We start from the raw sequence: 25,852 nt of genomic DNA, 5'->3' as shown, positions 1-25,852 counted from the left end.
CGTTTTTTTGATCTGCTTAGTCTTCTTTTCTTCTAGAAAACATAACACTTCCGATTACGCCTATTGCTATCCCAACGCCTATACCTAAGGCAATATTGCCTGTAGTCAGACCAATTGTCATTCCAATCACAAGCCCCAAAATCATTCCAAGTCCTTCAGCATGTTTCATCATGATGTAACGTAATCCCTCCGTTTAAAAAAGTCAGCTTACCATAAGTGTACACCAATTAAAGAACACAATCTATTCACTCTAGATTTTTGAGAAATATGATGAAGTCATAAAATAAATGTGTAAGAAAATGATATTGGGGAATACCTAATACTAATGGGATGTCTCATCTAGGAGAGGAACATAATGATAGAACGGCATGATGTGTATATGTTCATACGTGAGCTCAGGAAGCTTAAGCTGGACTATAAGAGTACAAGCAACGATAATCTAAAAGCGTATATAAAAGAAGATATTCTTTTTTTAGAAAATATATTAAGTCCTGATCAGCCATCATCAAAATAATTCACACAAAAACCTCAAATTAGAGAGTGAAGACTCTCTTTTACATACCTATAGTCGACTTACGTTTGAATAGTTACATTAATGATCGACTCCACATAAACCACTTCTTTTCAAGAGATACTAAGGCTACCTTAGTTAGGAAAGGAGCATGCGTTTATGATCCCATTACAATCAACGATTTCCGGAGAAACCTTTAAATTTGATTCTTTGGAAGACCATTTAAAATCGCTAGGCTACACGATAGGAAGTAACTGGGAATATGATCACGGATTTTTTGACTATTTGATTGATCAAGCGAGCGGGTATACAGTACTTCGACTTCCATTTCACACTAAGTATGGTGAACTGGGACAAAAGGGAACAACCGTTACGTTAGATACTCCATTTTTACTTGCTCATAAATATCAAGAGGACCTTGACGACTATACTTCAAGTGGGTCTGTCCCTGTACAAGTTAGTAGTGTAGTGAACCAATTTTCTGAACCAACGGAGAAAGACGCAAAGGTCAACGAAAAATATCTGCCCATTGCTGAGAACTTAATTAAAGAGGTTGAATCGGTTCTTCTTCCTTAGAAATGATTGTCTTTGCTGAACTCACCTGTTACACTGACGAAAAAGAGCAGAGTGGGGGAACGAATGACCACAGCAATTATATTTGGCGTAGCCATCTTTTTAGGGTGGATTATTTTAGATGTTGTAAAACATAAGAAGCTTCAGATGGAAACCATTGTTACATCACTCGTAGCCGGATTTGTTGGTGCGATCTTTTGGTTTCTTCTTGAATGGTTGTTTTGACTAAAAAAAATACCTGAACTCCAGCTACTTGGATTTCAGGTATTTTTTGTATGCCACTTTCTTAGTTTGGCTCAAGTGGTATGATGTGATATGTAAAGCGAGGTGAAAGGAATATGTTTATTATGTTAATTATTGCATTTGCCTTGCTAATGTCTACCCTGTTTGCCATTGAGCGCAAATTAAGCAAAGCAAATGAACAACGTGCTGAGATAATCGAATACTTTAAGAATCATGTAGAGAAGGATAAGAGCTAACCTGCAATTCTACGACTTCTACTCTGAGGCTTTTTCCTTAGTGTAGGTAATACCAATGCACAAACGGCAAAAGCAGCTAGTGATATCGTCATTGTGAGAGACCAGTTCACCACTTGATACATGACTAGATCTTTCATCGTTAAGAGAACAGCTGTAAACAACCCTGCAATCACTCCGTCTAACAACTTACTACTCGTTACGCTCATATGTACGCCTCCTAATAATACTAATTAACAATCTAATACCCAGAAAAGAGAGACTAAAAACATAGAATTTTTCCAGATCAAAAGGTCTAGTTATCGTTTTTATTTAAAATGTTTAGGGTATAGAAGATAAAAACATTGGAGGTACATGCTCATGGGAAGAAAACAAGACATTGAAGAAGATATTATAAAAGCAATCAAAGACGGAGTCACAACGAAAATAGAATTAGCTGAAAAAATGATTCACTCAAGAAATCTAGAATCTTTTGAGGCGTATGAAATAATTGATGATATGGTGAACACTGGACAGTTGAAAAAGGAGAAAGAAACTGTAGGAGACTATCACGTCAGAATTGATTAAAGAAGAAAAAGCTGTTTTATTCATTATAAAAACCGACCCACTATGCATAGTGGGTCGGTTTTTCTTCAATAAAATGAGAGTAAGGCCACCGCTCCGGACCTACACTCCACACCCGCGAGCTGGCTGGTGAGGGTTTAAGCTGATCAGTAAATGAGCTACTTCTACTTAAAGGGTAAAAAAGGTTTATTAAGTTTTTTTACTTCATTCCTCAAAATAATCAGCAGCCTCATGCATATCATGAAAACTTATTAGGTTTTTGATGCCTTCTTCTGGGGTGTTTAAAACGCCTAAGAATCCGTCATTAGCGATAAAAACATCTAGAATGTCACCGGTGTTTTCATCTGTAAATGTTTCTAGGATCGGAAATTCTCCTGTTGTCTCATCAAGATATGTGACATAATTCATGCCTACATATAATACAGCTTTTAGTTCTTCTAGCGAATAATAAACGGAATCCATTTCGTTTTGATATGAGTCATATAACTCATATCGATCATCATCAGATGGTTGAGCTTTTTCATCCTCATCAACCGAGCTATCAGACTCTTCGACATCCGTTGTTTCCTCGAGATCTTCACTGGAAGAGTCTGTATCGGATGCATCCACAACTTCTTCAGAAACGTCATCCTGTGCCCCAATTGAGTCATCTGTATTTGAGCCCTCTAGATTATCTGTATTACATGCACTGAGTGCTAAGAATGTAGACAAGCCTAAAGCAACTAGTAGCTTTTTCATTTGATTACCTCCATACATAAATAAAATATAGTTCAATTTTACTATGATCTACGTATGAGAACAAGGTAAGAGATCAGAAAGACAAGTACGCCAATGAATACAGACTGATAATGTTATTCATAAACTTTGCCTGCATCCAACGTATTCATTATTAAATGTTACTTCAAGAGGAAAAAATACGATGACTAAAGAGAAGTAGACAAAAAGAAAAAACCTTGATTATTCAAGGTTTTTAAGTAGATGGAGCCAAGGGGGCTCGAACCCCTGACCTCCACGCTGCCAGCGTGGCGCTCTCCCAGCTGAGCTATGGCCCCGTTAAAATTACCGATGTACCAACCGTTCCGCTACATCTGTCATCAATTAGTATATAGTACTGAAGACAAATCATCAAGAGTTTTTTCGAAGTGAAAAACCAGGTAGGCATCTTTAGCTTTAGATTCTCTCTTCAAACCACTTCGCGCGGCTGCCAGCTGCTACAGACCGCACTAAACGCTACAATCATTCCTACAAGTAAGACCATTTGTAAAATTTCCGTTTTACCACTTGTTATCCATTATTTAGAAATGTACAATGGGTACATTGGTTGTAAAAGAGACCTACTTTTCTACTAATCATTTACTCCCCATTTATACTCTACAATATTATCCATAGATAGGAGCAAAAAGATGAAAAAAATAATTAAAATTAGCGGGATCACTTTGGCATGTTTAACACTTACAGCTGCTTTGTCAGTTGGAATGCTAGAATTTGCAAAGAAACCGGTCGAACCGAAAACGGTAGAAGCAGAAGAAACGGAAGTAATAGATGATGTTGATGTGCCAGAAGTGATTCTTAAAGAAACGATTAACGAGAATTTGGAAGAATTGTTCCCAGATGATATGACTGAAAAGGAAATGCAGGATACGATACATCATATGTCACATGGCTTGGTTCAAGCGGAGCAAAAATGGGGAAAGATTGAGATAACTGAAGATCGTGTAGAACGGTTACTATGGGTCGCTGAACAACAGCAGGATACATATGATCGCGGTGAGTTATACATCGAAATGCTTGGACGTTGGAATGAAAATGATTTTTCCAATGCGGTAGCAGACCATAACAAGATCTGGGATATACAGGATGGCACAATTGGAAAGGCAAATCGCCTTCTCACTGAGGCTGAAATTGAAGAATATACGAAGCAGAATTTTGAATGACGTTTGGGAGGGATACAATGAAAGGAATATGTAGACTCATTATTTGTTGTTCAATCATGTTTTTTTGTTTCTGGTTATTTGATTTTACTAGTCAACTAACGTTATTTACAGTTATCATCTGCTCTATCGTTTCTGGTTATTGGATGAACATGGTATTAGAATTATATAGTAAATTCAAAGTGGTTAATCGATGATTAGATAATATACGAACCAATATTTAGCGCCCTTATCGGCGTTTTTTTTAGAGTTCTCAAAAAATAATAGAAGTAACTCGATAATTATTCTATTTATTAAACTAACTTAAGTAAATCCTTGACTTCATAAAGTGAACTCTATTACTATAATGATATGAAAGCGTTACCATCAGGAGTTGATCTAATATGGATCTACATACAAAGCTGGATGTTGTTACAGGAGCAGAAAAAGGCATTGTACATGCGATTGCTCAGGTAATGGCTGAGACAGAGGTGCAACGGTATTCGATGGATGGAGGCATGTCAGCACGGCTTTATTAGATTCATACTAATTCATAGGGAGTGTTCTAAGAATGAAAAGATTTCCTCTTATTCATCCGAGTGTAAAAGGTTTATTATATGGGGGTGATTACAACCCGGACCAATGGCTAGAATATCCTGAAGTCATTAATAAAGACTTTGAATTGATGAAGCTTGCAAATGCCAACGCAGTCTCAGTGAATATTTTCGGCTGGACGGCACTTGAACCAGAAGAGGGAACATATACGTTTGAATGGCTCGATGATATTATGGACCGCATGGCTGCAATAAATGGACATGTCCTGTTATCAACACCAAGTGGGGCTCGACCTGCGTGGCTATCGAAAAAATATCCAGAAGTATTACGTGTAAGTGAAAAGCGTGAGAAGCAGTTGCATGGACAAAGACATAATCATTGTTTTACTTCTCCTATCTATCGTGAGAAAACAAGTGAGCTAAATTCAAAGCTGGCGAAACGGTATAAAGACCATCCAGCTCTAATTATGTGGCACGTCTCAAATGAATATAGCGGAGATTGTCACTGTGACTTGTGTCAAGCTGCTTTTAGAACATGGCTCAAGGGTAAGTATAATAATAGTTTGGATCAATTAAATCATGCTTGGTGGGCCACTTTTTGGAGCCATACCTATACATCATGGGACCAAATAGAATCACCTTCTTCCATAGGGGAAAATCAGTTGCACGGTCTTACTTTAGATTGGAAGCGTTTTGTGACCGCTCAAACTGTAGATTTTTACCGGAATGAAATTAAGCCTTTAAAAGAATTTACACCTACCATTGCTGTGTCTACAAACTTCATGGGTGAGAATCCACATATGGGACCGTTTGGTGGATTGGATTACAGTCGATTTGCAGATGATGTGGATGTTATTACGTGGGACGCTTATCCAGCTTGGCATAATAATCGTGAGGCGACATGGCAGTTGGCAGCGAACACGGCATTTGTGCATGACTTGTATCGTTCATTAAAAGGAGGCAAACCGTTTTTGTTGCTAGAAAGTACACCGAGTTTGGTAAACTGGCAACCGGTTAACAAGCTACAGCGTCCTAAAATGAATCTCTTGTCATCGCTTCAGGCCGTTGCGCATGGTTCAGATGCCGTGATGTACTTTCAGTGGAGAAAATCAAGAGGTTCATCTGAAAAGCTACACGGTGCAGTGGTGGATCACTATGGGAACGAGCATACACGTGTGTTCAAAGAAGCAGCCGAGCTAGGCAGTCAATTAAAATCTCTTTCTGAGGTTGCCGGGGCATCTGTTGAGGCACATGTGGCAGTGATCTATGATTGGGAGAATCGTTGGGCGTTGGAAGATGCACAGGGATTTGCGAAGCAGCATTTGGATTATGTGAAAACATGCGAAGAGCATTATCAATCCTTTTGGAAGCAAGGTATTCCTGTTGATGTCATTCCGGCTCATTATGACCTTAGTAAATATAAGATCGTGATTGCTCCAATGCTTTATATGCTAAAGCGTGAAACGGCAAAAGCTATTGAATCTTTTGTTGAGCAAGGCGGGACATACATTTCTACCTATATGTCCGGAATGGTGGATGAAACGGACCTTTGTTACATTGAAAGTGATCCTAATCCTCTTTATCAAGTATTAGGGCTAAGAGTGAACGAGATTGACAGCTTGTATAAAACCGATCGTCAATCGATTAAATGGGAGGGAGAGTCATTTGAGGCGAGTGACTTCTGTGAAATCATAACCCCAACCTCTGCTGAAGTATTGGCTGAGTATGAGCAGGATTTTTACAAAGGGACTCCTGCCTTCACATTAAATCATTATAAAGAAGGCAAGGCGTATTATATGACAGCACGAATGGAAACTAAATGCCTTGATACCTTTTACTTTAAACTAGCCAAAGAGCATTCTTTAAGTAATTTGCTGGGTGCCGAGCTTCCTGAAGGAGTAAGCCTTCAGACAAGAACAGATGGTGAATCTAGTTATGTATTTCTGATGAACTTTACAGAGACTACACAAACAGTCCATCTATCAGACAGTAGTGAGGTCAGCGATCTAATCGATGATAAACCTCTCTCAACTACTGTAACGTTAGAAAAATATGATGTACGTACGTTGAAAATGAGTAATAAAAAAAGTCTCTCAAATTAGAGGAATAGTGGCTTGTCTTCATGGTGATGAAGACAAGCTTTTTTGTCAAAATAAAGATTGACGCCTGAAAAGGCTCTCCTTATAATGAGGGTAAGTAACATAAGTATTAATCATTAATGTTTTTGTTAACTATATTCAGAAAAATGTAAGCGTTATCTAATTTATACTAGGAGGTTGGTTCATTTGGCGGAACAACAACTTAAAGCAAAAGTAACGATTGATCGTGAATTTAAAATTGGTGACATTGATAAGAGATTATATGGTTCGTTTATTGAACACCTAGGAAGAGCAGTTTATGGCGGAATCTATGAGTTAAATCATCCAGATTCTACAGAGCAAGGGTTTCGGACTGATGTTATAGAGCTTGTAAAGGAATTGCAAGTACCGATTGTTAGGTACCCTGGAGGCAATATGGTCTCTGCCTACAATTGGGAGGATGGAGTTGGGCCGGTTTCAGAACGACCTAAAAAGCTAGAGCTCGCTTGGCGTGTTGTCGAGCCAAATTATATTGGGACAAATGAATTTGCTGATTGGGCCAAACTAGCGAACACAGAAGTAATGATGGCAGTGAATTTAGGAACAAGAGGAATCGATGCAGCGAGAAATTTACTTGAATATTGTAATCATCCTAGTGGCAGCTATTGGAGTGACCTTCGACGCAGCCATGGTTATAAAGAGCCTCATAAGTTTAAGACATGGTGCTTAGGAAATGAAATGGATGGTCCTTGGCAAGTAGGACACAAAACAGCGGATGAATATGGAAGGTTAGCTTTAGAAACAGCGAAAGCGATGAGACTTGTTGATCCAACGATTGAACTTGTCGCCTGCGGTAGTTCGAATGCTAATATGCCAACTTTTCCTGAGTGGGAAGCAACAACTCTTGAACATACGTATGAAGAAGTTGACTATTTATCGCTCCACCAATACTACGGGAATCGGTCTGGTGATACAGCTAATTATCTGGCCAAGACATTAGAAATGGATGACTTCATCAAAACAGTTACAGCAACTTGTGATTATATCAAAGCGAAAAAGCGCAGCAAGAAGACAATGCATTTGAGTTTTGACGAATGGAATGTATGGTTTCATTCCAATCAGGCAGATCAAGAGATTGAACCTTGGAGTATTGCGCCGCCACAGCTTGAAGATGTGTACACATTTGAAGATGCACTCCTAGTTGGGTCCATTCTAATGACACTTGTTCGTCATGCTGATCGAGTGAAAATGGCATGTATGGCTCAACTGGTTAACGTGATTGCGCCAATTATGACTGAGACAGGTGGTAGTGCGTGGAAACAGACTATTTTCTATCCGTATATGCACGTATCAATCTTTGGCCGAGGGACTTCTCTAAAACCAGTCATTTCCTCTCCAAAATATGATTCAAAGGATTTTACAGATGTACCGTACTTAGATTCAGCTGTTGTTTGGAATGAGGAGAAGGATGAGTTAACCATCTTCCTATTGAACCGCCACTTACAGGATGCATTGGATTTAACAATTGATGTCCGAAGTTTTGAAGAGTATAAACTGAAAGAACATATCGTGTTAGAGAATGATGATTTGAAAGCAGTAAATACAGTACGTCAAGAAGCTGTCAAACCGCATTCTAATGGTGATGCCTCATTAGATAAGGGAACCATATGTACCCATTTATCCAAGGCTTCATGGAATGTCATTCGTTTAGGCAAATAACCTAGTGAGAGATGGGTTCACACCTGTCTCTTTTTTCGTTGCTTCTCCTTTTTGTTCCAGCTATACTATAATGATATTAAGATGATTACTGCACGTAATGAAAGATGCAGGTGGAAACGATGAGAACCTTAGATTGGTCGAAGCAGTCTTTGCCAGTGTACGAGGCTTTGGCTAGTGAAGTAAGGCTGAGTATCCTGAAGCTTCTTGGTGAGAAGCCAATGAATGTAAAAGAATTAGCTGAAGCTCTGAACCTCAGTAGTGCAATTATGACGAAACATGTTAAGAAGCTAGAGGTAGCTGAACTTATTCAGACGGAGATGGTCCCAGGTAAAGCAGGTAGACAAAAGCTATGTACGCTAGGATTTGAAGAGGCGCATATCCGATTTCCTGTTGGTCCCAAAAAACAAAGGTCATATATGCAATCAACGTTGTCTGTTGGCCATTATACTGACTTTCATGTTGAGCCTACGTGTGGATTAGCTACCGAACACAGAATTATTGGAGAGTTTGATGAGCCGCGATCATTTTTGGACACAGAACGGGTGAATGCAAAGATTTTATGGTTCTATAAAGGCTTTGTTGAGTATAAGTTGCCAAACTTTTTGCACTCATCTCATACAGCTAAGGAACTTGAGATTTCTTTTGAAATTTCTTCTGAGGCTCCATTCACAAACGAAAATTGGCCTTCAGATATTCTTTTTTCCTTTAATCGTGTTGAGTTAGGAACATGGAGGAGCCCAGGTGATTTTGGAGATCAAGTTGGACGCTATACACCTAATTGGTGGCCGAGGTCCGTTAATCAGTATGGTTTACTGAAAGTGATAAGGATTAATGAGCGAGGTACATTTATTGATGGTGTGAAAATATCAGATGTGTCCATTCATCAAGTACAGATACACAACCCACAATGGATCTTTTCCATTGCCGTTCCTGATTCTGCCCAATACGTTGGTGGAGTAACATTATTTGGGTCTTCTTTTGGTAATTATAATCAGGATATTGATTTTCGTTTGTATTACAACTAATTTACGGTTTTGATTCATACGTAAGAGAGGAGTATTTGAATGAGTTTTTATCATCATTATCTTCTTGAAGAAGATTATTATCCTGTCGTTAGATTTTATTATTACAAAGAGTGGCGGGATTTTAAGATGCCTGTTCATTCTCATGAAGCAATCGAAATCATGTATGTATTGTCCGGACACTGTTTAATTGAAGTAGATGGACAAATGCTTAAGCTTAAGAAGGGACAGTTTATTTTTATTGATGGAAACATTCCCCATAGGCTTCAAGTAGAACCAGGTAAGACGTGTAGAATGAGTAATATTGAATTTAATTTTCAACAGTTACAGACAGTGTTTCCACCTTTTAAGGATATCGTGTCTGAACATAATCCGTTAAAGTTACTTACCGAAAACCCACATTCGTATCTGTTATTTCATGATTCATGTGATATCTCTCAATGCATGCATGCGCTGATCCTGGAGCTTGACCGAAAGGAAACGAACTCGGTATTTACCCAGCAGCTATTGCTTAGTCAGATCCTGATCAGAATGGCTGAACTTGCGGCTCAGGAGCAGGATACACCAGAACAAAATGTGTACATCCAAAAATCAATTGAGTACATGCACAGAAATTATGATCGTGACATCCGTGTGAAGGATGTAGCAGATGCGGTTCACCTTCATCCAGGCTATCTTCACCGCATCTTCAAAAAGTCCATGGGCACGTCGGTGAATGGGTACCTCATTAATCATCGGATGGATAAAGCGAAAGAGTTATTAACACGAACGAATATTACAATTACAGACATTCCACATTATATTGGAATGAATTCTCAGCAATATTTTAGTACGATCTTTCGTCAACAAACAGGTACAACACCTAAACAATATCGAAAAGAATCGAGATTTAGAGACTATACGGAAACAACAGGTGAGCATTTTATACATTCTGTTAATCAAAGGTAAGAAAAATGAAAGCGTTATCTAAAGGGGAGTGATACGATAATACCGAAAAAAGAAGGAGTGATTGGCGGTGTCATTTAAGATTGCTTTTATAGGAGCAGGTAGTATTGGGTTTACCCGTTCATTAGTAAGGGATGTCTTAGCTGTTCAAGAGTTCTCGAACGTTGAGGTTGCTTTTACTGATATTGATGAACGAAATCTTCAGATGGTGACGGAGCTCTGTCAAAGGGATATCGATGAAAATGGATTACAAATCACAATTCAATCTACGCTTAACCGACGTGAGGCATTAGAGAATGCGAGATACATCTTTTCAGTGGTGCGCATTGGAGGATTAGAAGCATTTGAGACAGATATCTCGATTCCTCTTCAATATGGTGTTGATCAATGTGTGGGTGATACACTTAGTGCTGGAGGCATTATGTATGGGCAACGAGGCATTTATGAGATGCTCAACATTTGCCAAGATATTCGTGAAGTAGCTGAGTCAGACTGTTTATTATTAAATTATGCGAACCCTATGGCCATGCTTACTTGGGCATGCAACCACTATGGAGGTGTTCGGACGATTGGGCTCTGTCACGGTGTACAAGGTGGACACAAACAAATCGCTGACGTGTTTGGTTTGGAGAAACAAGATGTGGATATTATCTGTGCGGGAATTAATCATCAAACCTGGTATATTCAAATCAAGCATGAGGGACAGGACTTAACAGGTAAGCTTTTGGATGCATTTGAAGCGCATGAAGAGTTTAGTCAAACGGAAAAAGTTCGAATTGATATGCTTCGACGTTTTGGTTATTACAGTACAGAGTCGAACGGGCATTTAAGTGAATATGTACCATGGTACCGAAAAAGACCAGAAGAAATAAAAAACTGGATTGATTTGGGAAGCTGGATAAATGGCGAAACAGGCGGGTATTTAAGGGTGTGTACGGAGGGGCGTAATTGGTTTCTGGAGGACTTTCCAAATTGGCTAAAGGAACCAGCCTATGAGTATAAGGACGACAAGCGTGGAGAAGAACACGGCTCTTATATCATTGAGGCTCTTGAAACAGGTCGACCTTATCGGGGACATTTTAATACGGTTAATAACGGAATCATCTCTAATCTTCCTGCTGATGCAATTGTTGAAGCACCGGGTTATGTCGATCGAAATGGAATTAGCATGCCCCAAGTAGGAGAGTTGCCACTTGGATGTGCTGCTGTTTGCCAAGTAAGTATCTCTGTTCAGAGATTAGCTGTTCAAGCAGCCATTGAAGGAAATGATCAGTTATTACGACAGGCATTTATGATGGATCCGTTAGTTGGGGCCGTATGTACACCACCTGAGATTTGGCAAATGGTCGATGACATGATCATTGCAGGTGAGAAGTGGCTTCCGCAGTACAGCAAAAGCATTCAGGAAGCGAAAGTAAGAAGAACAACAGAAACACGTCTTCCTACCAAGACTTATGAGGGAGCAGCCCGTCTGAAAACAAAGTCTGTCGATGAGATGAAGGAAAACCGTGAAGAGGCATCCCTTAATGCAAAAGAAGCAGACAAAGCCCAGCATCGCCCAGCTTCCTTATCCTAAGGAGGGTAACAGGTGTCATTATTTGAAGGAATTGAAGGAGCACTCATTGATTTAGATGGGACCGTTTTCCAAGGGAAAGAACTAATTGAAGGAACGGCAGAAGCAATATCTGCTATTCAAAAAAGTGGACGAAAAGTAGTTTATCTAAGTAATAGAGGAAATCATTCGAGAAATGCTGGGCTTACAAAGCTAAGAGAACACGGAATCGACGTTGAAAAGGAAGACATCATCTTTTCATCAACAGTCACAGCACAGTTTATTAAGAAACACTATCCACTTGCTAAAGTATGGATACTTGGTAACAAAGGTTTGGCCGATGAGATGGTGGAGCATCATGTGACCCTATCTACTAGACCCGAGGACGCGGATTTTGTTGTAATTACACTCCATGATGAAATTAACTATGCTGAATTAAATGATGCGTTTCGAGCTACCTCAGCGGGAGCAAGGATCATTGCTACTAACAGTGATAAGACCTATCCAGATGAGAATGGGCCAGCTATTGACGTGGCCGGGTTTATCGGAGCTATTGAATCTGCGACCGGACAAAAAACAGAATTAGTGATTGGTAAACCCTCTTGTTTTATGGTGGAGGCGGCACTAGAACAAATTGGCCTTAGGGCCTCTCAGTGTATGGTAATCGGTGATAGCCTAGGGACTGATATTTCCATGGGTAGAATGCAAGGAATGAGGACTGTACTTGTCTTGACGGGTAATACAACCCAAACGATGGCAGAGCAGGCTGCACCTCGCAGTAAACCGGACTATGTGTTTCAAAGTTTAGCTGATGTAAGGGGAGAATTATGAAACTAAAAAAACGATTAGATGAGATTTTGACTCAGTCTTCATTTACACAGTCGACAAATCCTATTGTTATTTCTGAAGGTGCCCTACAATCGTTAGTAGACTATGTAACAGAGCAACCCATTCAACATCTTTTGGTTGTTGTGGATGAGCAGACGCTACAAGCGGCAGGACAAGAAGTAGGTCATATGCTGACGGAAAAGGGTATAAAAGTAGCCACTCATTGTTTGCAACCCAATCAACAAGGTGATGTGATTGCAGATGAGCAGTCAATTGTTGATGTCCTACTCCATGTTCAACCTGAAACCGATTGTTTACTGGCGGTGGGTTCTGGAACGATTCACGATGTTGTTCGTTTTGTCAGTGCCAAAACAGAGAAACCATTTATTTCAGTACCTACAGCTCCTTCTGTTGATGGATTTAATTCTAAGGGAGCTCCGATTATTGTAAAAGGCATAAAAACTACCTTTCAAACGGTATCTCCTGTGGCTTTATTCGCTGATCTAACGGTTCTTTGTCAGGCTCCTAGTTCACTTGTTGCAGCAGGATTTGGAGATATGATTGGGAAGTATACTTCTTTAATAGATTGGCAGGCAGGCGCGGCTATTGCTAATGAGCCATACGACCAAGAGATTGCAGATTTAACAAGAGAAGCATTGGAATCATGTGTTGAAGTCGCAGATCAGATTGGGAACCGAGAGAAAGAAGGTATTGAAACGTTAATGAATGCCTTAGTTCTATCAGGGATCGCGATGGCTGCTTTTGGTGCCTCTCATCCCGCTTCTGGAGCTGAGCATCATTTGTCTCATTACTGGGAAATGCACTTTTTAGAAGAAGGGCATAAGCAACTTTACCATGGGGCAAAAATTGGACGGTCTACGTTGCTAATTATTCAATATTATAAAGAAATTGTTCGAGCAAGCTTACGCACCGAAGCAAATAAGAAAAGTGAGCAACTGATTAGTCTAATCGACTCACTACCAGAAGTGTCAGAGGTTGAAGCACTGCTTAGGAAAGCAGGTTGGCATCCTGAACAAGCACCCATTGACGAAGAGCTCATTCAATTGAGTCTGTTAAAGGCGTATCACCTTCGAGACAGATGGACGTTGCTACGGTACTATCATGAGACTCTGCAATGGGTACCTGATTTATAATGGTCTGACCAAGTAGAGGCTTGAACAAAAGTATACGAACCAAAGCAACGAACGAATCCTTAAGGGACCGTTCGTTGTTTTTGTTTTTTTAAGTATAGATTATCCTGGATCGGTGAGATAAACCCTCTACCTGATCGTTCGTTTTAGATTTGTTCCAGCTCTCTTTAGTATCTTTTCTCGGCGCTTATAGAGATTGATGTGAATTGATAGAATGATTCTATCAGTTCATCTATTGACGTAAAAACAACAGAGCGATACGATGTAAAAAAGAAATAACTAATAAAACCTATTGATATACTTAGTATTAAAGGGAGTGGATGAAATGATAAGACGTGTAATTGGAATGACAAAAGAGAAATGGATCGCTTCACGAACCTTAATGCTAGGTAAGGTCTATGAAGCAAGCAAAGAAGAATGGATACATGATACTCAAAAGGAGGACGCTGAGTTCAAAGAGCGTTTTCTTACTCAGTTTACTTTTTTCCAAGGGGTCTAACAATACTAAAATAGATGATTGTAAACAGGAGGAGGAAAAAGTATGTCAGAGATTCAATCCGTTATTGTGTGGTCAAAGGAAGGTTGTCATTATTGTGCAGAGGTAAAAGATTTTTTACATGAGAAATCCATCCCGTATCAAACCATTGATGTAACAAATCATGATGAACGACGCGATATTTTAGACATTAAATATGGAGTACGACATGTGCCAGTTGTTGAAATTGGAGAAGGCCATACTTATAAAGGGATCACAAAGGTAGGATTAGAATACCTGAAAGAAGCTTTGCAGGTTGAAGAAACGCCTAGTTAAACCTTTCGGGCGTCTAGTACACTTTTCAAGTTGTATATCTAGTGTGCTTTGGAATAATGTCTTATACTGTGAGTAGATTCGATAAGGGGGTTAGATCAATGCCTCAACCAATTGTGGTGAGTACATTACAGAATGAAGATAAAGACATTGTGAAAGAGCTACTAATAGATAGCTACAGCCAATACGAAGAAGTATTTAGAAGCCCAGAAGCATGGGAGAACTACTTGCAGAATATAAAATCCTCGTTAGATAACCCAAATGTAGAGCAGATCTTAGTTGCGAAGCAGGGGCAGAATATTTTAGGGTCCATTCAATTTTTTGAGTCAGGTGAAAAAGCGTATCAACGGCCGGAACTGGATATTCAGCATCCAGTCGTCCGGCTTCTTGCTGTGCATCCTAATGCACGCGGACTTGGCGTTGCTCAAATCTTATTAAGAGAGAGCTTAGATATTGCAGCATCTAGAGGGGCTAGCTATTTGTATCTTCATACGGGTGACATTATGGAAAAAGCAAGAGCTCTTTATGAGTGGTTAGGGTTTAAACGGGATCAGAAGAATGAATTTAGTAATGGAAACTCGCTTGTAAGATGTTATTACTTTGATCTAAGTGAGGAGCGTGAACATATTGCCGGAACTAGAGCAACGACTCATCTCGATTCGAAGACATCTGCACCAGTATCCGGAACTCTCGAGAGAAGAATTTGAGACGACAAAATCAATAAAGAGTTGGTTGCAGGAGGAAGGTATCATTAGTAGATCAACCTCCTTGCAAACGGGTGTTTTTGCAGACATTGTTGGAGCCGAACCAGGTCCAACAGTTGCAATTCGTGCCGATATCGATGCATTGCCTATTAAGGAAGAAACGAATTTGCCTTATGCCTCAAAGGTAAGTGGCAAGATGCATGCGTGTGGTCATGATTTTCATACAACGGCGTTAATCGGTGCGGCTTATCTATTTAAGCAAAATCAACAAGAATTTGCCGGAACGATCCGTTTAATCTTTCAACCAGCAGAGGAAATCGGTGCAGGTGCTCAAAAAGTAGTTCGAGACGGTCAGCTTGATGGAGTAGACGCGATTATTGGGCTACATAATAAGCCGGATTTGCCGGTTGGAACAATTGGGTTAAAGGAAGGACCCTTAATGGCAGCAGTAGACCGTTTTACAGTGAAAATTAAGGGGATTGGTGGACATGCGGGTCTTCCGCAAAAAGCAACGGATCCCATTGTAGCTTCTGCTCAGATGATTACAGCGTTGCAGTCTATTGTTAGTCGAAATGTTTCCCCTCTGGATCAGGCTGTCGTCAGTGTAACCAAAATTGTTGGAGGAAGCACATGGAATGTCATCCCTGGAGAGGTGGAGCTTGAAGGAACAGTTAGAACATTTGATACAGAAACTCGCAAACAAGTGAAGAAGCGTTTTTATGAGATAACTGAGTCAATTGGTCAAGCCTACCAAGTAGACGCAGCTGTTCGTTGGTTCGCTGGTGCACCTCCTGTGTCAAATGATGCATGGGTGACAGAGATCGCAAAGGAAGCAGCAGAGTCGGCAGGATTGCAAATAATTGAACCCGCACTTTCGACGGCTGGTGAGGATTTTTCAATGTATCAACAGGATATTCCTGGATCTTTTGCTTTTTTTGGTACGAGTGGTACAGAAGACTGGCATCATCCAGCCTTTACCTTAGATGAAACAGCAATTATTAAAGCAGCGGAATATTTATATACGAGTGGTTCTACACTATTAAAGGAACTTCATCAAAAACAACGTGTTACCTCCTAGTACAGTTCATCTCTAGTTGAACGTACCGAAAAATCTAAGTGGAAAGGAATGATTCAACTTTGGCAAATGTAGTCATCATATACGGAGGAAATAGTCATCGTTCGAGATTAAAGGCACTTTTTGAGAAAACAGAGGGTTATTTTAAAGCGGAGGGTCATGAAACAAGTTCTATCTTTGTTCATGAGCTGCCTGCTGAGGACTTAATCACTGCAAATTTTGCTAGTGAAGACATTCAAAAAGCTAATGCAAAAGTAGAACAAGCATCATTAGTTGTTGTGATTACGCCTGTTTATAAAGCTGCGTATTCAGGTATTCTTAAAACCTATCTTGATCTTCTACCACAAAAAGGACTGGAAGGAAAAACACTTCTTCCGCTAGTTCTAGGTGGATCCTTTGGCCACCTATTGGCAATTGATTATGCCCTTAAGCCTGTTTTATCATCACTTGGTGCAACGAATATATTAAGCGGAGCCTATGTGCTAGATTCGCATATTGAACGAGTGGAAGAAGATCAGTTTATCATTTCCACTGAGATCACAGAACGGATCGATCGTGTCTTACAATTAGCTGGTGAGGAATTAAAGTAAACATAGGTTCATTTATAAAAGCGAAGTCGAGTAATCTCGACTTCGCTTTTTAACTTTCCTGTTCTTTTCTAGGATTATTATACGCTCGTTTTACTTGGTGTCCTTGTATATCGATTTTGTTTAAATGGAAGACCAAGGTTCTCGCGTAGTGTGGTTCCTACATAATCGGTTTGTGCTATTCCTCGCTCCTGTAGGATAGGTAAGACTTTTTCAATAAATAAATGGATGCCGTCATTCAGCAGAGGTGAGCTGAATATAATTCCGTCAAAGGCACCGGCATTAAACCACTTTTCGATTTCATTAGCGACATGCTCTGGTGTTCCGGAGAATGCGCTTCTTGGCGTTGTTGCTTCAAGAGCGATCTGACGTAAGGTTTTGCCGTGTAGCTTAGCATCAGTCTTGATTAGATCTGTCATAGATTTGAATGCTTCAGCTCCTACATCTCCAATATCGGGGAACGGTTCATCTAATGGATAGACGCTAAAGTCAAAGTGATCAAAGTAACGACCAAGATAATTTAAGGCAGTATCAATGGAAACACCATTTCTCAACGCTGCGTATTTTTCTTCAACCTCTTCTTCGGTCTCTCCAATAATTGGCCCAATACCAGGAAGGATGGCAATCTCGTCTGGGTTTCGTCCATAGGCTTCTGCTCTGCTTTTCACATCCTGATAAAAGGCCTGCGCCTGTTCAAGATCTTTGTGACCTGTGAATACAGCATCAGCTGTTTTTGCAGCGAGCTCTCGTCCTGCATCGGAAGAGCCAGCTTGGAAGACAACCGTTTGTCCTTGGGGGGATCGTTGAATGTTTAGTGGCCCTTCCACTTGAAAGTGTTTGCCATGATGGTGGATCGCGTGCATTTTATCTGGATCAAAGTAGGTGTCATTTTCACGGTCATACAAAAAAGCGTCGTCTTCATAGGAATCCCATAATCCTTTTACAACCTCTACATGTTCTTCTGCTATTTCATAACGCAGCGCATGGTCTGGAAAAGTAGATTGACTATGATTGTGAGCGGCTCCTGTTGAAGGAGAGGTCACAACATTCCAACCGGCTCTTCCTCCACTAATTAAATCGAGCGAACCAAATTGGCGGGCTACGGTAAAAGGTTGGGTATATGATGTCGAAAGGGTACCAACCAAGCCAATATGGGATGTAACGGATGCTAGTGCAGAAAGAATCGTCAATGGTTCAAAGCGATTCAAAAAGTGAGGCAAGACATCTTTATTTATTGCTAAGCCGTCTGCAACAAAAACAAAGTCTAACTTAGCTCCTTCTGCTTTTTCAACGAGATTAAGGTAGTGCTTAATATTTACACTTGCATCGGCCGGTCCAGAAGGGTGCTTCCAAGAAGCCATATTGCCTCCAGCTCCATGTAGAATGGTTCCAATAATAAGATGATTTTTTGTCATAATAATCTCCTCCTAGTGGTGTTCTCTCTTTTAGAGAGGGTAGTGGCACGCGACATAACGATTCTCTTTGTATGGAACTAGGCTTGGTTGTTCAGTTCGACATGTGTCTGTTGCAAAAGGGCAACGAGTGTGGAAACGACATCCAGAAGGTGGGTTGATTGGAGAGGGAATCTCTCCTTCAATTGATACGTGAGAACGCCTTTCTTTAGGATTTGATTTAGGGTTTGATTCAATTAAAGCCTTAGTGTAGGGATGTGCCGGGTTTTGAAAGAGCTCTTCACTTGGGCCAACCTCCACCATATTTCCTAAATACATCACACCAATACGATCTGAAATGTATCGAACAACATTTAATCCATGAGCAATAAAGAGATACGTTAACCCTAAATTCTTCTGCAGTTCTTTAAGCAAGTTAACGATTTGAGCTTGAACAGAGACATCAAGAGCAGACACTGCTTCATCTGCTAATATAAATGACGGTTCTAAGGCAATGGCTCTAGCGATGCCAATGCGCTGTCTTTGACCACCTGAAAACTCATGAGGATGCCTAGATGCATATTCAGGATCTAAGCCTACGGCCGTAAGTAGCTCTGCGACACGTTCAGCTAGCTGCTTTTTTGTGTGTGTTTGATGAGTACGAAGTGGTTCTGAGATAATTTCTTCGACGGTCCATCGCGGGTCGAGAGAGCCATAGGGATCCTGAAAGATCATTTGCATATTCTGCCGTGATGATCTTAGACGAGAAGAACTGAGAGAAGTCAGATCCTCTCCGTTAAATAACACCTGCCCAGCTGTTGCAGCTTCTAACTGTAATAGGATACGACCAAGTGTCGACTTTCCACTACCTGATTCTCCTACTAAACCAAAGGTTTCACCTTTTTGAATGGAAAAGCTGATATTATCTACGGCCCGGAGCTCCCGTGTACGTGAAAAAATAGGTCCTTTAACTGGATAGTGCTTACTGACGTTTTTTAATTCAAAAAGTGTCTCTGTGTCAGGTTTCTGCTGAAAGGTTGTATGTGCTGCTACGTTGGATTCTTCATTCGGTGTTTCGTTCCTGAGCTTTTCTGCATGCCAGCAGGCCACTTCCCGTTGGTTGTTTTCGATTAATGGCGGAACATCTGTTTTACAAAGCTCTGTTGCATGTGAGCAACGTGGGTGAAATAAACATCCTGATGGAAGATTGGTTAAGCTAGGAATGGTCCCTTTGATCGAAAAGAGTTCTGTATCTTGTTTTTTTTCTAATGTGGCGACGGATTGCAGTAACCCTTTTGTATACGGGTGGAATGGGGCTTCAAATAGAGACAAGGTATCTGCTTGTTCCAATACCTTGCCTGCATACATCACCACGATTCGATCAGCAATTTCAGCCGCGATTCCGAGGTCATGAGTGATAAGTAAAATTGACATATCTAATTCTTCTTTAAGTTCCTGCAACAATAACAGGATTTGAGCTTGAATGGTTACATCTAGTGCTGTAGTGGGTTCGTCTACAATAAGTAACTCTGGGTTACAGGAAAGCGCCATGGCAATCATCGCGCGTTGAAGCATACCTCCTGATAATTCACCTGGATATTGCTTCATTCTCACATCTGGCTCTGGAATGCCAACCCGGGTAAGCAGATTGATTGCTTGGTCCCAAGCTTTTCTTTTACTCACTCGTTCGTGTTTCATGATGGTTTCTATTAATTGAAACCCAATTGTATAGACTGGATCAAATGCAGACATCGGTTCCTGAAACACCATAGAGATTTTTTTGCCACGAATCGCAAGCAGTTCTTTAGGTGACAGTGAAGCAATATCTTGCCCATTAAAGCTAATCGAACCACCAGTTATCGATCCATGCTCGTAATCAATTAAGCGCATAATTGCTTTAGACGTGATTGTTTTACCACTACCAGATTCTCCAACAAGACAGACTGTCTCTCCTTTCTTAATCGTTAAAGAGACATTGTCGAGTACTTGGAGATTCCGACTTTTATTATTGAATCCAACATCTAATTGTTGAATGTCTAATACGTTAGTCATTATTCATTCTCCTATGCTCGTTGTTTTTTTGGATCTAGGTAATCTCTTAACCAATCACCTATTATGTTTACTGAGAGAACAAAGAGTGTAATGGCAAGTCCAGGAAACGTACAGATCCACCATGCTACGGTTAGAAATCCTCTTCCTTGTGAAAGAAGCGCTCCCCAATCTGGAATTTCATTTAATACACCTAAGCCAAGAAAACTTAATCCTGAACCGGCAAGAATAGCTGAACCGATTCCTAGCGTCGCCATGACAAGCATAGGTGAAAAAGAGTTAGGAAGAACATGTGAGGTAAAGATCTTCCATTTTGATACGCCAATCGAATGAGAGGCTGAGATAAAGGATCGACCTTTTATGCTCATCACTTGTCCTCGCATGACTCGGGCATATCCAGGTATTGAAGAGATAGCAATGGCTAAGACGATATTTAAAAGACTTGGACCAAGTGAAGCTGCAATTGCCAGGGCCAGGAGGATACCTGGAATGGTCATGAGAACTTCAATTAATCTCATGAGAACTCCGTCTATACGACCTCCGAGATATCCTGAGAGCGCACCTATACCTCCTCCTGCAAGACCACCAACGATAACGGATAAGACTCCAATAAAAAGCGAGTCACGACTTCCATAAACAACTAAACTAAAGACATCACGGCCAAATTGATCCGTGCCGAAGAGGTGAGCCAAACTTGGTGGCTGAAGAATGGCATCTTGAGACATAGTTGTTGGCGAATAAGGGGCGATAAGCTGTGGGAATAGGGCACAAATGATGATAATGAGAATGACTAGTCCTGCCGCTCCCACAAATAGTTCAGTTAGTCCAAAAAAAGTCCGTTTTTGACTAGAAACATGTGATTTTTCACGGGTAGTAAGAAACTCTTTTTCTAAAGTTGTCTCTCTCATCTGAAGCCTCCTTTCCTCGATTAAATAGATCTTCTAACACGAGGATCAATGATCGTGTACGAGATATCGACAATCAAGTTGATCGTGATGTACAGAATCGCTGTAAAAAAGATCACGCCTTGTACAACAGGCAAATCACTAGCCATAATGGCATCAGCTATTAACCGACCGATACCTTGTCTGGAAAACACGGTTTCAATGATTACAGTACCTGCTAACATGTCGCCAATAATCATTCCCATCATTGTGAGAGCAGGAATGAGCGCATTACGTAATGCATGTCGATACATGATCACTCGCTCTGACAATCCTTTTGAACGAAGTGTTGTAATGAAGTTTTCACTTATGACCTCTAACATACTGTTTCGAACCATACGAATGATAGAGCCTGCTCCAATAACACCAAGAGTAAAAGCAGGTAGGATAAGTGTCTGCCATCCATCAGACCCTAGGGAAGGGAACCAACCTAGGTGGACGGAAAAGATAAGAATCAAAAGAATTCCTGTCCAGAAGGTTGGCATGGAGATGCCAAATAATCCGATGACACGCGCCAGAATATCAATCGCTTTATTGCGATGAATTGCTGACAAGACACCAAGTGTTAATCCAAGGACAATGGAGATACTTGCACTAGCTAATGTTAATGCGAGTGTTTTAGGAAACTGCTCTAAGATTTGTGGTAACACAGGTGTAGAGTTGACCAAAGAGTGCCCAAAATTACCCTGAAACAAATCAGAAAAGTACTGAAAAAGCTGAATATGGAAAGGTTGATCGACGCCTAACTCTTGACGCAGCTTTTCAATCATTTCGGGTGTTGAGACAGAAGGATCAAGAATAGTGTCAACAGGATCACCGGGAAGAACATATAAGATAGTAAAAACAAGAAAGGTTGAACCAAACACAACCAATAAGGCAGTAAGGATTCGTTCAATGATTGATCGAGCCATGATACCAACTCCTTATCGCATTAAGGTTGAACATACGCATCATTAAATTGAGGGTAACCAAGATAATCAAAGGTAATATCATGAACCGATTCTTGAGTACCTACCGTATAATTTGGTACATAAATCGGAAGGATGATCGCTTCATTATGAATATATTGCTGAACATTCTTGTACAACTCAGCTCGTTTATCCTCATCCTGTTCAGTTACAGCATCCTGAAGCCATTGATCAACTTCTGGGTCATTTACTTTTGACAATGTGTCTCTCGCCCCTTCGGCTGGAGAATGGTAAAACTGAATCAACGCATTTGGATCTCCATTTACTTGGCTGTTTCCGTATAGATCATAAGCGCCGTTGGTGTGTATAGTAGTCGCTACATCTTTTGTTAATTCAATGTCTACTTCAATGCCAATTTCTTTTAGCTGTTGTTGGATCATGACAGCAATGTCGTTTCGTTTTTCACGGTTTGGTGTGATGTCAACATACTGAAGTGTCAAACGTTCACCATCACGTGTTCGAATGCCATCACTGCCTTCTTCCCAACCAATGTCTTCTAGTAGTTCTTTTGCTTTTTCAACGTCTGGTTCAATGGATTCCTCAAGTGATTCGTCATACCCAAGAAGTCCAGGTGTAATGGCTGACCATGCACGGTCGTAAGTGCCAAAATAAAGTGTTTCAACAATATGGTCGACATCTATGCCGTATTGCAAGGCTTGACGAGCTTCAAGCTCTCCCCACGGTTCATGATCTGGGTTAATAAATAAAGTGTAGGGCAATCCTTCGATATTCTGACTTAAGAGATTGAGAGAAGGGTCGCTTTCAAAAGCTTCAATATTTTGAGGTGGGATCGCTTCTGCTGCTAATACCTGACTACTTTGTAAACTCCCAATTCGTGTAGATTCTTCGGTAATGATGTTAAAGGTTAATGTATCTAGATAAGCAGGACCTTTGTTCTCGTACTTATCAGAGCCCCAATCGTAATCCTCGTAGCGTTTCAATTTTATATTTGAATTTTCCTGTAAACTTACAAATTCAAAAGGACCTGTACCAACTGGGTTCTGACCAAATTGATCACCATTTTCCTCGGCAGCAGATGGAGAAACAATAGAAAGGTTGGCTTGAGTTAAGTTATCTATAAATGGAACGGATGGTGTAGATAGGTGCAGTTCGATCGTATACTCATCAATGATTTCAGATGATTCATAAGGTTGAAGTCTACTGAATGCATTTCCTGCTTGTGTTTCTGGATCTAGAATTCGATCGAAGCTATATTGAACGGCTTCGGCATTTAGAGGCGTTCCATCATGAAACGTAACATCCTCTCGAAGGGTAAAGGTATAGGTTTTCCCATCATCCGATATGTCCCAATCGGTCGCGAGTTCAGGAACGATTGTATTATCAGGTAGTTTTGTGACTAGACCTTCAAAAATCTGCTTATACACTCGACTTTCTACGGCCCAGCCACTGCGAGCAGGATCTAGATTAGAAGGGATAGAGGCCAATGCATATGTAAGGTCTCCTCCTTTTGTAGTATCCTCTGGCTCTACCTCGGTTGCACCGGATTGACTGGTTCCACTTGCGCAGCCAGCAAGCACAACAATAGCTGTGGTTAAGACGAGTACGGAACGTGAAAGGGACTGGTTGTTTTTTTTCATAACTCTCCTCCAATAAATTTGATCTAAATCAACTTTTCCTATTTAACAGGTAGGATTAATATAATTTCGTTTATCCTACGCCTATATGAAAGAAAGATCAACAGGTAGAATGATAGGATTATGAGAGGAACCATAAAAAAAACCTATCAATGATGCGGTTGCCTTAAAATACTAATTGCTTATAAGAATAGTTGGGTATATGATAATAAGACATAATCAAATCATTAGATGTAGATATATATAAAGAAAGAGGTGGAAGGTTCATGAATTTTGACTACTTAGAAGCTTTTATGTATGTTGTAAGATTTAAGAGCTTTCATAAAGCAGCCGACGCTCTATACTTATCTCAACCATCTATTACAGCTAGAATAAAAGGATTGGAACGTGAGCTTGAAACCCAGCTTTTCACAAGACAAGGAAGAGGAGTTACCTTAACAGCTAAGGGTAAGGAGTTTATTCCGTTCGCAGAACAAATGATTCGAACCTATCAGCAAAGCAAACAAAAGCTTCAGACGAAAACAGATGAAAGAAAGTTTACGTTTGGTGCCAATATTATTACCGCTCAATATGTACTTCCTCATTTTCTACGCTATTTTCAAGAGATGCAGCCCGATCTAGAATATGATGTTGTTTGTGGAGGAAATGAAAGCATGATGGAAGCCGTGAGCCGAAATGAAATAGATATTGCTTTTGTTCGGCAGCAGGGTAAGGAGTTAGATGATTTAATTATTCGACCATTTCTAGATAATTCGATTTTATTAGTAGTGCACCCTGATCATCACTTTTCCTCGACTTTACAGTACACGGCCCACAAAATTGCCCGAGAACCACTTGTTTTCTTTGAATGTGGAGCTTTTAACTGGAATCTTGTTCATAAAATTTTTGAAGCACACAATGTGAAACCAACAATTAGGCATAGGGTTGGAAACATGGAAGTCGCTAAATCATTAATTGTTAACCGAGCGGGTATTGGGTTTTTACCGAAACTAGCTGTCAAAAAAGAGCTTGAAAGTGGAGAACTGCGCTCGATTGATGTGAGTCATTTAATGAATTTTAATCAACAAATTGAAGGCGTTCAATCAGTAGGAAATCCGTTATCTCTTCCTATTGAAAGGTCTTTACTAGAATCCGTAAAATTATTTGAACAACAATCATCACTCATATCAGCACATTAAAAACAGTGGGAGGCCTTATTATATAAGGGTTCCCGCTGTTTTGTTTTTATGTGGAGAAAAATTCTTTGAAATTAATTTGATATACAGTGATCCACTTGCCCAAAGTTCTCGTTACCCTAGTAGCTTAACCAAAATGAAAAAGGGGAGAACAAATCATGTTTAAAAAATTCACAGCCGTTGCACTTGGTGCAGCACTCGTAGTACCATCATTCGCACAAGCCGCAGACGGAGGAGAAAGCCAATTCTCAGGAGCGTCTGATTTACGTGCCGATCTTGATCATCTACTTTCGGAGCACTTTGTTCTAGCCGTTTCATCCATGCAAAAAGCATACGATGAATCACCAGATTGGGAAGAAGTCGAATGGGCACTTGATGAAAATGTTCAGGACATGGGGACAGCCCTTGAGCCCTTATATGGTGAAGAAGGTGCAGACGAATTCGTTCGAATCTTTGAATCACATAATGGATATACCGATGATTACGTAAAAGCTGTCAAAGATGGTGATGATACAGCTAAACAAGAAGCAGAAGATAACATCGCAGGTTTCGCTGATGAATTCTCAACGTTCCTTGATGGGGCAACAGAAGGAAATCTTCCGAAAGAAGCTGCAGAGGAAGCACTTGTAGCACATGAAGATGACGTGCAAGCAACATTTGATCATTATGCAGC

29 protein-coding genes, 1 tRNA gene and 1 pseudogene are annotated in these 25,852 nt (G+C 40.3%); 22 read left to right on the top strand and 9 right to left on the bottom strand.

Annotated features, from left to right (window positions below; genetic code table 11):
- Window positions 1-16: 16 nt before the first annotated feature.
- On the bottom strand, window positions 17-172 hold the full coding sequence (locus J2S05_RS06705; RefSeq protein ID WP_306981183.1) for a hypothetical protein: 156 nt from the start codon (window positions 170-172) through the stop codon (window positions 17-19).
- A gap of 183 nt (window positions 173-355) precedes the next feature.
- On the opposite strand from J2S05_RS06705, the gene J2S05_RS06700 reads away from it, so the two are divergent.
- The 4 genes from J2S05_RS06700 to J2S05_RS06685 all read left to right on the top strand — a co-directional run bounded on the left by J2S05_RS06700 (window position 356) and on the right by J2S05_RS06685 (window position 1,563).
- Window positions 356-514 carry a hypothetical protein gene (locus tag J2S05_RS06700; protein ID WP_306981181.1) on the top strand — a complete coding sequence of 53 codons (159 nt, stop codon included), beginning with the start codon at window positions 356-358 and terminating at the stop codon, window positions 512-514.
- A gap of 156 nt (window positions 515-670) precedes the next feature.
- A complete protein-coding gene (locus tag J2S05_RS06695) occupies window positions 671-1,087 on the top strand; it encodes a YugN family protein (protein ID WP_306981179.1) in 417 nt (138 codons plus the stop codon).
- 63 nt (window positions 1,088-1,150) lie between these two features.
- Complete coding sequence (locus J2S05_RS06690) at window positions 1,151-1,309, top strand: hypothetical protein (RefSeq protein WP_306981177.1); 159 nt, start codon at window positions 1,151-1,153, stop codon at window positions 1,307-1,309.
- Window positions 1,310-1,422: 113 nt separating this feature from the next.
- Window positions 1,423-1,563, top strand: a complete 141-nt coding sequence (locus tag J2S05_RS06685) for a hypothetical protein (RefSeq protein ID WP_306981175.1) — start codon at window positions 1,423-1,425, stop codon at window positions 1,561-1,563.
- On the opposite strand, the gene J2S05_RS06680 is transcribed toward J2S05_RS06685, so the two are convergent.
- On the bottom strand, window positions 1,560-1,769 hold the full coding sequence (locus J2S05_RS06680; RefSeq protein ID WP_306981172.1) for a hypothetical protein: 210 nt from the start codon (window positions 1,767-1,769) through the stop codon (window positions 1,560-1,562). The two genes, J2S05_RS06685 and J2S05_RS06680, sit on opposite strands and share 4 nt — an antisense overlap.
- A 151-nt stretch (window positions 1,770-1,920) precedes the next feature.
- Here J2S05_RS06680 and J2S05_RS06675 point away from each other — a divergent pair, with 151 nt between their 5' ends.
- The gene (locus J2S05_RS06675; RefSeq protein WP_306981171.1) at window positions 1,921-2,127 is read left to right on the top strand and encodes a hypothetical protein; all 207 of its coding nucleotides are present in this window, start codon (window positions 1,921-1,923) and stop codon (window positions 2,125-2,127) included.
- Window positions 2,128-2,328: 201 nt separating this feature from the next.
- Here J2S05_RS06675 and J2S05_RS06670 read toward each other — a convergent pair whose 3' ends face one another.
- Together J2S05_RS06670 and J2S05_RS06665 are read right to left on the bottom strand one after the other, a co-directional pair.
- Complete coding sequence (locus tag J2S05_RS06670; protein ID WP_306981169.1) at window positions 2,329-2,862, bottom strand: hypothetical protein; 534 nt, start codon at window positions 2,860-2,862, stop codon at window positions 2,329-2,331.
- Window positions 2,863-3,103: 241 nt separating this feature from the next.
- Window positions 3,104-3,176, bottom strand: a tRNA-Ala gene (locus J2S05_RS06665).
- Window positions 3,177-3,527: 351 nt separating this feature from the next.
- Between J2S05_RS06665 and J2S05_RS06660 the strand changes: the two genes are divergently transcribed.
- The 15 genes from J2S05_RS06660 to ssuE all read left to right on the top strand — a co-directional run bounded on the left by J2S05_RS06660 (window position 3,528) and on the right by ssuE (window position 17,060).
- Window positions 3,528-4,058 carry a DUF6241 domain-containing protein gene (locus J2S05_RS06660; RefSeq protein WP_306981167.1) on the top strand — a complete coding sequence of 177 codons (531 nt, stop codon included), beginning with the start codon at window positions 3,528-3,530 and terminating at the stop codon, window positions 4,056-4,058.
- A gap of 17 nt (window positions 4,059-4,075) precedes the next feature.
- Window positions 4,076-4,252, top strand: coding sequence for a hypothetical protein (locus J2S05_RS06655; RefSeq protein WP_306981165.1), 177 nt, complete (start codon window positions 4,076-4,078; stop codon window positions 4,250-4,252).
- Window positions 4,253-4,438: 186 nt separating this feature from the next.
- Window positions 4,439-4,573 (top strand): hypothetical protein, encoded by a 135-nt coding sequence (locus J2S05_RS06650; RefSeq protein ID WP_306981163.1) that lies wholly within the window; start codon window positions 4,439-4,441, stop codon window positions 4,571-4,573.
- Window positions 4,574-4,605: 32 nt separating this feature from the next.
- The gene (locus J2S05_RS06645; protein WP_306981160.1) at window positions 4,606-6,690 is read left to right on the top strand and encodes a beta-galactosidase; all 2,085 of its coding nucleotides are present in this window, start codon (window positions 4,606-4,608) and stop codon (window positions 6,688-6,690) included.
- Window positions 6,691-6,873: 183 nt separating this feature from the next.
- A complete protein-coding gene (gene arfA / locus J2S05_RS06640) occupies window positions 6,874-8,385 on the top strand; it encodes an arabinosylfuranosidase ArfA (protein ID WP_306981158.1) in 1,512 nt (503 codons plus the stop codon).
- A 119-nt stretch (window positions 8,386-8,504) separates the two neighbouring features.
- On the top strand, window positions 8,505-9,410 hold the full coding sequence (locus J2S05_RS06635) for an ArsR/SmtB family transcription factor (protein WP_306981157.1): 906 nt from the start codon (window positions 8,505-8,507) through the stop codon (window positions 9,408-9,410).
- A 39-nt stretch (window positions 9,411-9,449) separates the two neighbouring features.
- Window positions 9,450-10,355, top strand: coding sequence for an AraC family transcriptional regulator (locus J2S05_RS06630; RefSeq protein ID WP_306981154.1), 906 nt, complete (start codon window positions 9,450-9,452; stop codon window positions 10,353-10,355).
- Between the two features lie 67 nt (window positions 10,356-10,422).
- Entirely contained in the window at window positions 10,423-11,928 is a 1,506-nt protein-coding gene (melA, locus tag J2S05_RS06625; RefSeq protein WP_306981152.1) for an alpha-glucosidase/alpha-galactosidase, read from the top strand.
- Between the two features lie 12 nt (window positions 11,929-11,940).
- Entirely contained in the window at window positions 11,941-12,735 is a 795-nt protein-coding gene (locus tag J2S05_RS06620) for an HAD-IIA family hydrolase (RefSeq protein ID WP_306981150.1), read from the top strand.
- Window positions 12,732-13,886, top strand: coding sequence for a sn-glycerol-1-phosphate dehydrogenase (locus J2S05_RS06615; RefSeq protein ID WP_306981148.1), 1,155 nt, complete (start codon window positions 12,732-12,734; stop codon window positions 13,884-13,886). Before J2S05_RS06620 ends, J2S05_RS06615 begins: the two co-directional genes overlap by 4 nt.
- Before the next feature lie 322 nt (window positions 13,887-14,208).
- Entirely contained in the window at window positions 14,209-14,382 is a 174-nt protein-coding gene (locus J2S05_RS06610; protein WP_306981146.1) for a hypothetical protein, read from the top strand.
- A 42-nt stretch (window positions 14,383-14,424) separates the two neighbouring features.
- A complete protein-coding gene (locus tag J2S05_RS06605; RefSeq protein ID WP_306981145.1) occupies window positions 14,425-14,694 on the top strand; it encodes a glutaredoxin family protein in 270 nt (89 codons plus the stop codon).
- A 98-nt stretch (window positions 14,695-14,792) separates the two neighbouring features.
- A complete protein-coding gene (locus J2S05_RS06600) occupies window positions 14,793-15,398 on the top strand; it encodes a GNAT family N-acetyltransferase (RefSeq protein ID WP_306981143.1) in 606 nt (201 codons plus the stop codon).
- A complete protein-coding gene (locus tag J2S05_RS06595; protein WP_370873629.1) occupies window positions 15,316-16,473 on the top strand; it encodes an amidohydrolase in 1,158 nt (385 codons plus the stop codon). Before J2S05_RS06600 ends, J2S05_RS06595 begins: the two co-directional genes overlap by 83 nt.
- Window positions 16,474-16,532: 59 nt before the next feature.
- The gene (gene ssuE / locus J2S05_RS06590) at window positions 16,533-17,060 is read left to right on the top strand and encodes an NADPH-dependent FMN reductase (protein WP_306981138.1); all 528 of its coding nucleotides are present in this window, start codon (window positions 16,533-16,535) and stop codon (window positions 17,058-17,060) included.
- Window positions 17,061-17,137: 77 nt separating this feature from the next.
- On the opposite strand, the gene J2S05_RS06585 is transcribed toward ssuE, so the two are convergent.
- Genes J2S05_RS06585 through J2S05_RS06565 form a run of 5 tightly spaced genes read right to left on the bottom strand, consistent with a single transcriptional unit; the run spans window position 17,138 to window position 24,007 of the window.
- Entirely contained in the window at window positions 17,138-18,472 is a 1,335-nt protein-coding gene (locus tag J2S05_RS06585) for an LLM class flavin-dependent oxidoreductase (RefSeq protein WP_306981137.1), read from the bottom strand.
- A 30-nt stretch (window positions 18,473-18,502) separates the two neighbouring features.
- Entirely contained in the window at window positions 18,503-20,500 is a 1,998-nt protein-coding gene (locus tag J2S05_RS06580; protein WP_306981135.1) for an ABC transporter ATP-binding protein, read from the bottom strand.
- 11 nt (window positions 20,501-20,511) lie between these two features.
- Entirely contained in the window at window positions 20,512-21,405 is an 894-nt protein-coding gene (locus tag J2S05_RS06575) for an ABC transporter permease (RefSeq protein ID WP_306981133.1), read from the bottom strand.
- 20 nt (window positions 21,406-21,425) lie between these two features.
- The gene (locus J2S05_RS06570) at window positions 21,426-22,352 is read right to left on the bottom strand and encodes an ABC transporter permease (RefSeq protein WP_306981132.1); all 927 of its coding nucleotides are present in this window, start codon (window positions 22,350-22,352) and stop codon (window positions 21,426-21,428) included.
- A gap of 20 nt (window positions 22,353-22,372) precedes the next feature.
- The gene (locus J2S05_RS06565; protein ID WP_306981130.1) at window positions 22,373-24,007 is read right to left on the bottom strand and encodes an ABC transporter substrate-binding protein; all 1,635 of its coding nucleotides are present in this window, start codon (window positions 24,005-24,007) and stop codon (window positions 22,373-22,375) included.
- Between the two features lie 263 nt (window positions 24,008-24,270).
- Between J2S05_RS06565 and J2S05_RS06560 the strand changes: the two genes are divergently transcribed.
- Window positions 24,271-25,182, top strand: coding sequence for a LysR family transcriptional regulator (locus J2S05_RS06560; protein ID WP_306981128.1), 912 nt, complete (start codon window positions 24,271-24,273; stop codon window positions 25,180-25,182).
- Window positions 25,183-25,337: 155 nt separating this feature from the next.
- Window positions 25,338-25,852, top strand: a pseudogene (locus J2S05_RS06555) (hypothetical protein); the annotation flags it as partial.

Source organism: Alkalicoccobacillus murimartini (genome assembly GCF_030813245.1).
GTDB classification, from domain to species: Bacteria; Bacillota; Bacilli; order Bacillales; family Bacillaceae_D; genus Alkalicoccobacillus; species Alkalicoccobacillus murimartini.
Note: the sequence above shows the minus strand (reverse complement) of the source record. Positions and strands in the feature narration are given on the sequence as shown.

Bases quoted from the DNA above. Each gene is read 5' to 3' on its own strand.
- J2S05_RS06705 (WP_306981183.1), bottom strand. From the start codon at position 172: ATGATGAAACATGCTGAAGGACTTGGAATGATTTTGGGGCTTGTGATT.
- J2S05_RS06700 (WP_306981181.1), top strand. From the start codon at position 356: ATGATAGAACGGCATGATGTGTATATGTTCATACGTGAGCTCAGGAAG.
- J2S05_RS06695 (WP_306981179.1), top strand. From the start codon at position 671: ATGATCCCATTACAATCAACGATTTCCGGAGAAACCTTTAAATTTGAT.
- J2S05_RS06690 (WP_306981177.1), top strand. From the start codon at position 1,151: ATGACCACAGCAATTATATTTGGCGTAGCCATCTTTTTAGGGTGGATT.
- J2S05_RS06685 (WP_306981175.1), top strand. From the start codon at position 1,423: ATGTTTATTATGTTAATTATTGCATTTGCCTTGCTAATGTCTACCCTG.
- J2S05_RS06680 (WP_306981172.1), bottom strand. From the start codon at position 1,769: ATGAGCGTAACGAGTAGTAAGTTGTTAGACGGAGTGATTGCAGGGTTG.
- J2S05_RS06675 (WP_306981171.1), top strand. From the start codon at position 1,921: ATGGGAAGAAAACAAGACATTGAAGAAGATATTATAAAAGCAATCAAA.
- J2S05_RS06670 (WP_306981169.1), bottom strand. From the start codon at position 2,862: ATGAAAAAGCTACTAGTTGCTTTAGGCTTGTCTACATTCTTAGCACTC.
- J2S05_RS06660 (WP_306981167.1), top strand. From the start codon at position 3,528: ATGAAAAAAATAATTAAAATTAGCGGGATCACTTTGGCATGTTTAACA.
- J2S05_RS06655 (WP_306981165.1), top strand. From the start codon at position 4,076: ATGAAAGGAATATGTAGACTCATTATTTGTTGTTCAATCATGTTTTTT.
- J2S05_RS06650 (WP_306981163.1), top strand. From the start codon at position 4,439: ATGGATCTACATACAAAGCTGGATGTTGTTACAGGAGCAGAAAAAGGC.
- J2S05_RS06645 (WP_306981160.1), top strand. From the start codon at position 4,606: ATGAAAAGATTTCCTCTTATTCATCCGAGTGTAAAAGGTTTATTATAT.
- J2S05_RS06635 (WP_306981157.1), top strand. From the start codon at position 8,505: ATGAGAACCTTAGATTGGTCGAAGCAGTCTTTGCCAGTGTACGAGGCT.
- J2S05_RS06630 (WP_306981154.1), top strand. From the start codon at position 9,450: ATGAGTTTTTATCATCATTATCTTCTTGAAGAAGATTATTATCCTGTC.
- J2S05_RS06615 (WP_306981148.1), top strand. From the start codon at position 12,732: ATGAAACTAAAAAAACGATTAGATGAGATTTTGACTCAGTCTTCATTT.
- J2S05_RS06610 (WP_306981146.1), top strand. From the start codon at position 14,209: ATGATAAGACGTGTAATTGGAATGACAAAAGAGAAATGGATCGCTTCA.
- J2S05_RS06605 (WP_306981145.1), top strand. From the start codon at position 14,425: ATGTCAGAGATTCAATCCGTTATTGTGTGGTCAAAGGAAGGTTGTCAT.
- J2S05_RS06600 (WP_306981143.1), top strand. From the start codon at position 14,793: ATGCCTCAACCAATTGTGGTGAGTACATTACAGAATGAAGATAAAGAC.
- J2S05_RS06585 (WP_306981137.1), bottom strand. From the start codon at position 18,472: ATGACAAAAAATCATCTTATTATTGGAACCATTCTACATGGAGCTGGA.
- J2S05_RS06580 (WP_306981135.1), bottom strand. From the start codon at position 20,500: ATGACTAACGTATTAGACATTCAACAATTAGATGTTGGATTCAATAAT.
- J2S05_RS06575 (WP_306981133.1), bottom strand. From the start codon at position 21,405: ATGAGAGAGACAACTTTAGAAAAAGAGTTTCTTACTACCCGTGAAAAA.
- J2S05_RS06570 (WP_306981132.1), bottom strand. From the start codon at position 22,352: ATGGCTCGATCAATCATTGAACGAATCCTTACTGCCTTATTGGTTGTG.
- J2S05_RS06565 (WP_306981130.1), bottom strand. From the start codon at position 24,007: ATGAAAAAAAACAACCAGTCCCTTTCACGTTCCGTACTCGTCTTAACC.
- J2S05_RS06560 (WP_306981128.1), top strand. From the start codon at position 24,271: ATGAATTTTGACTACTTAGAAGCTTTTATGTATGTTGTAAGATTTAAG.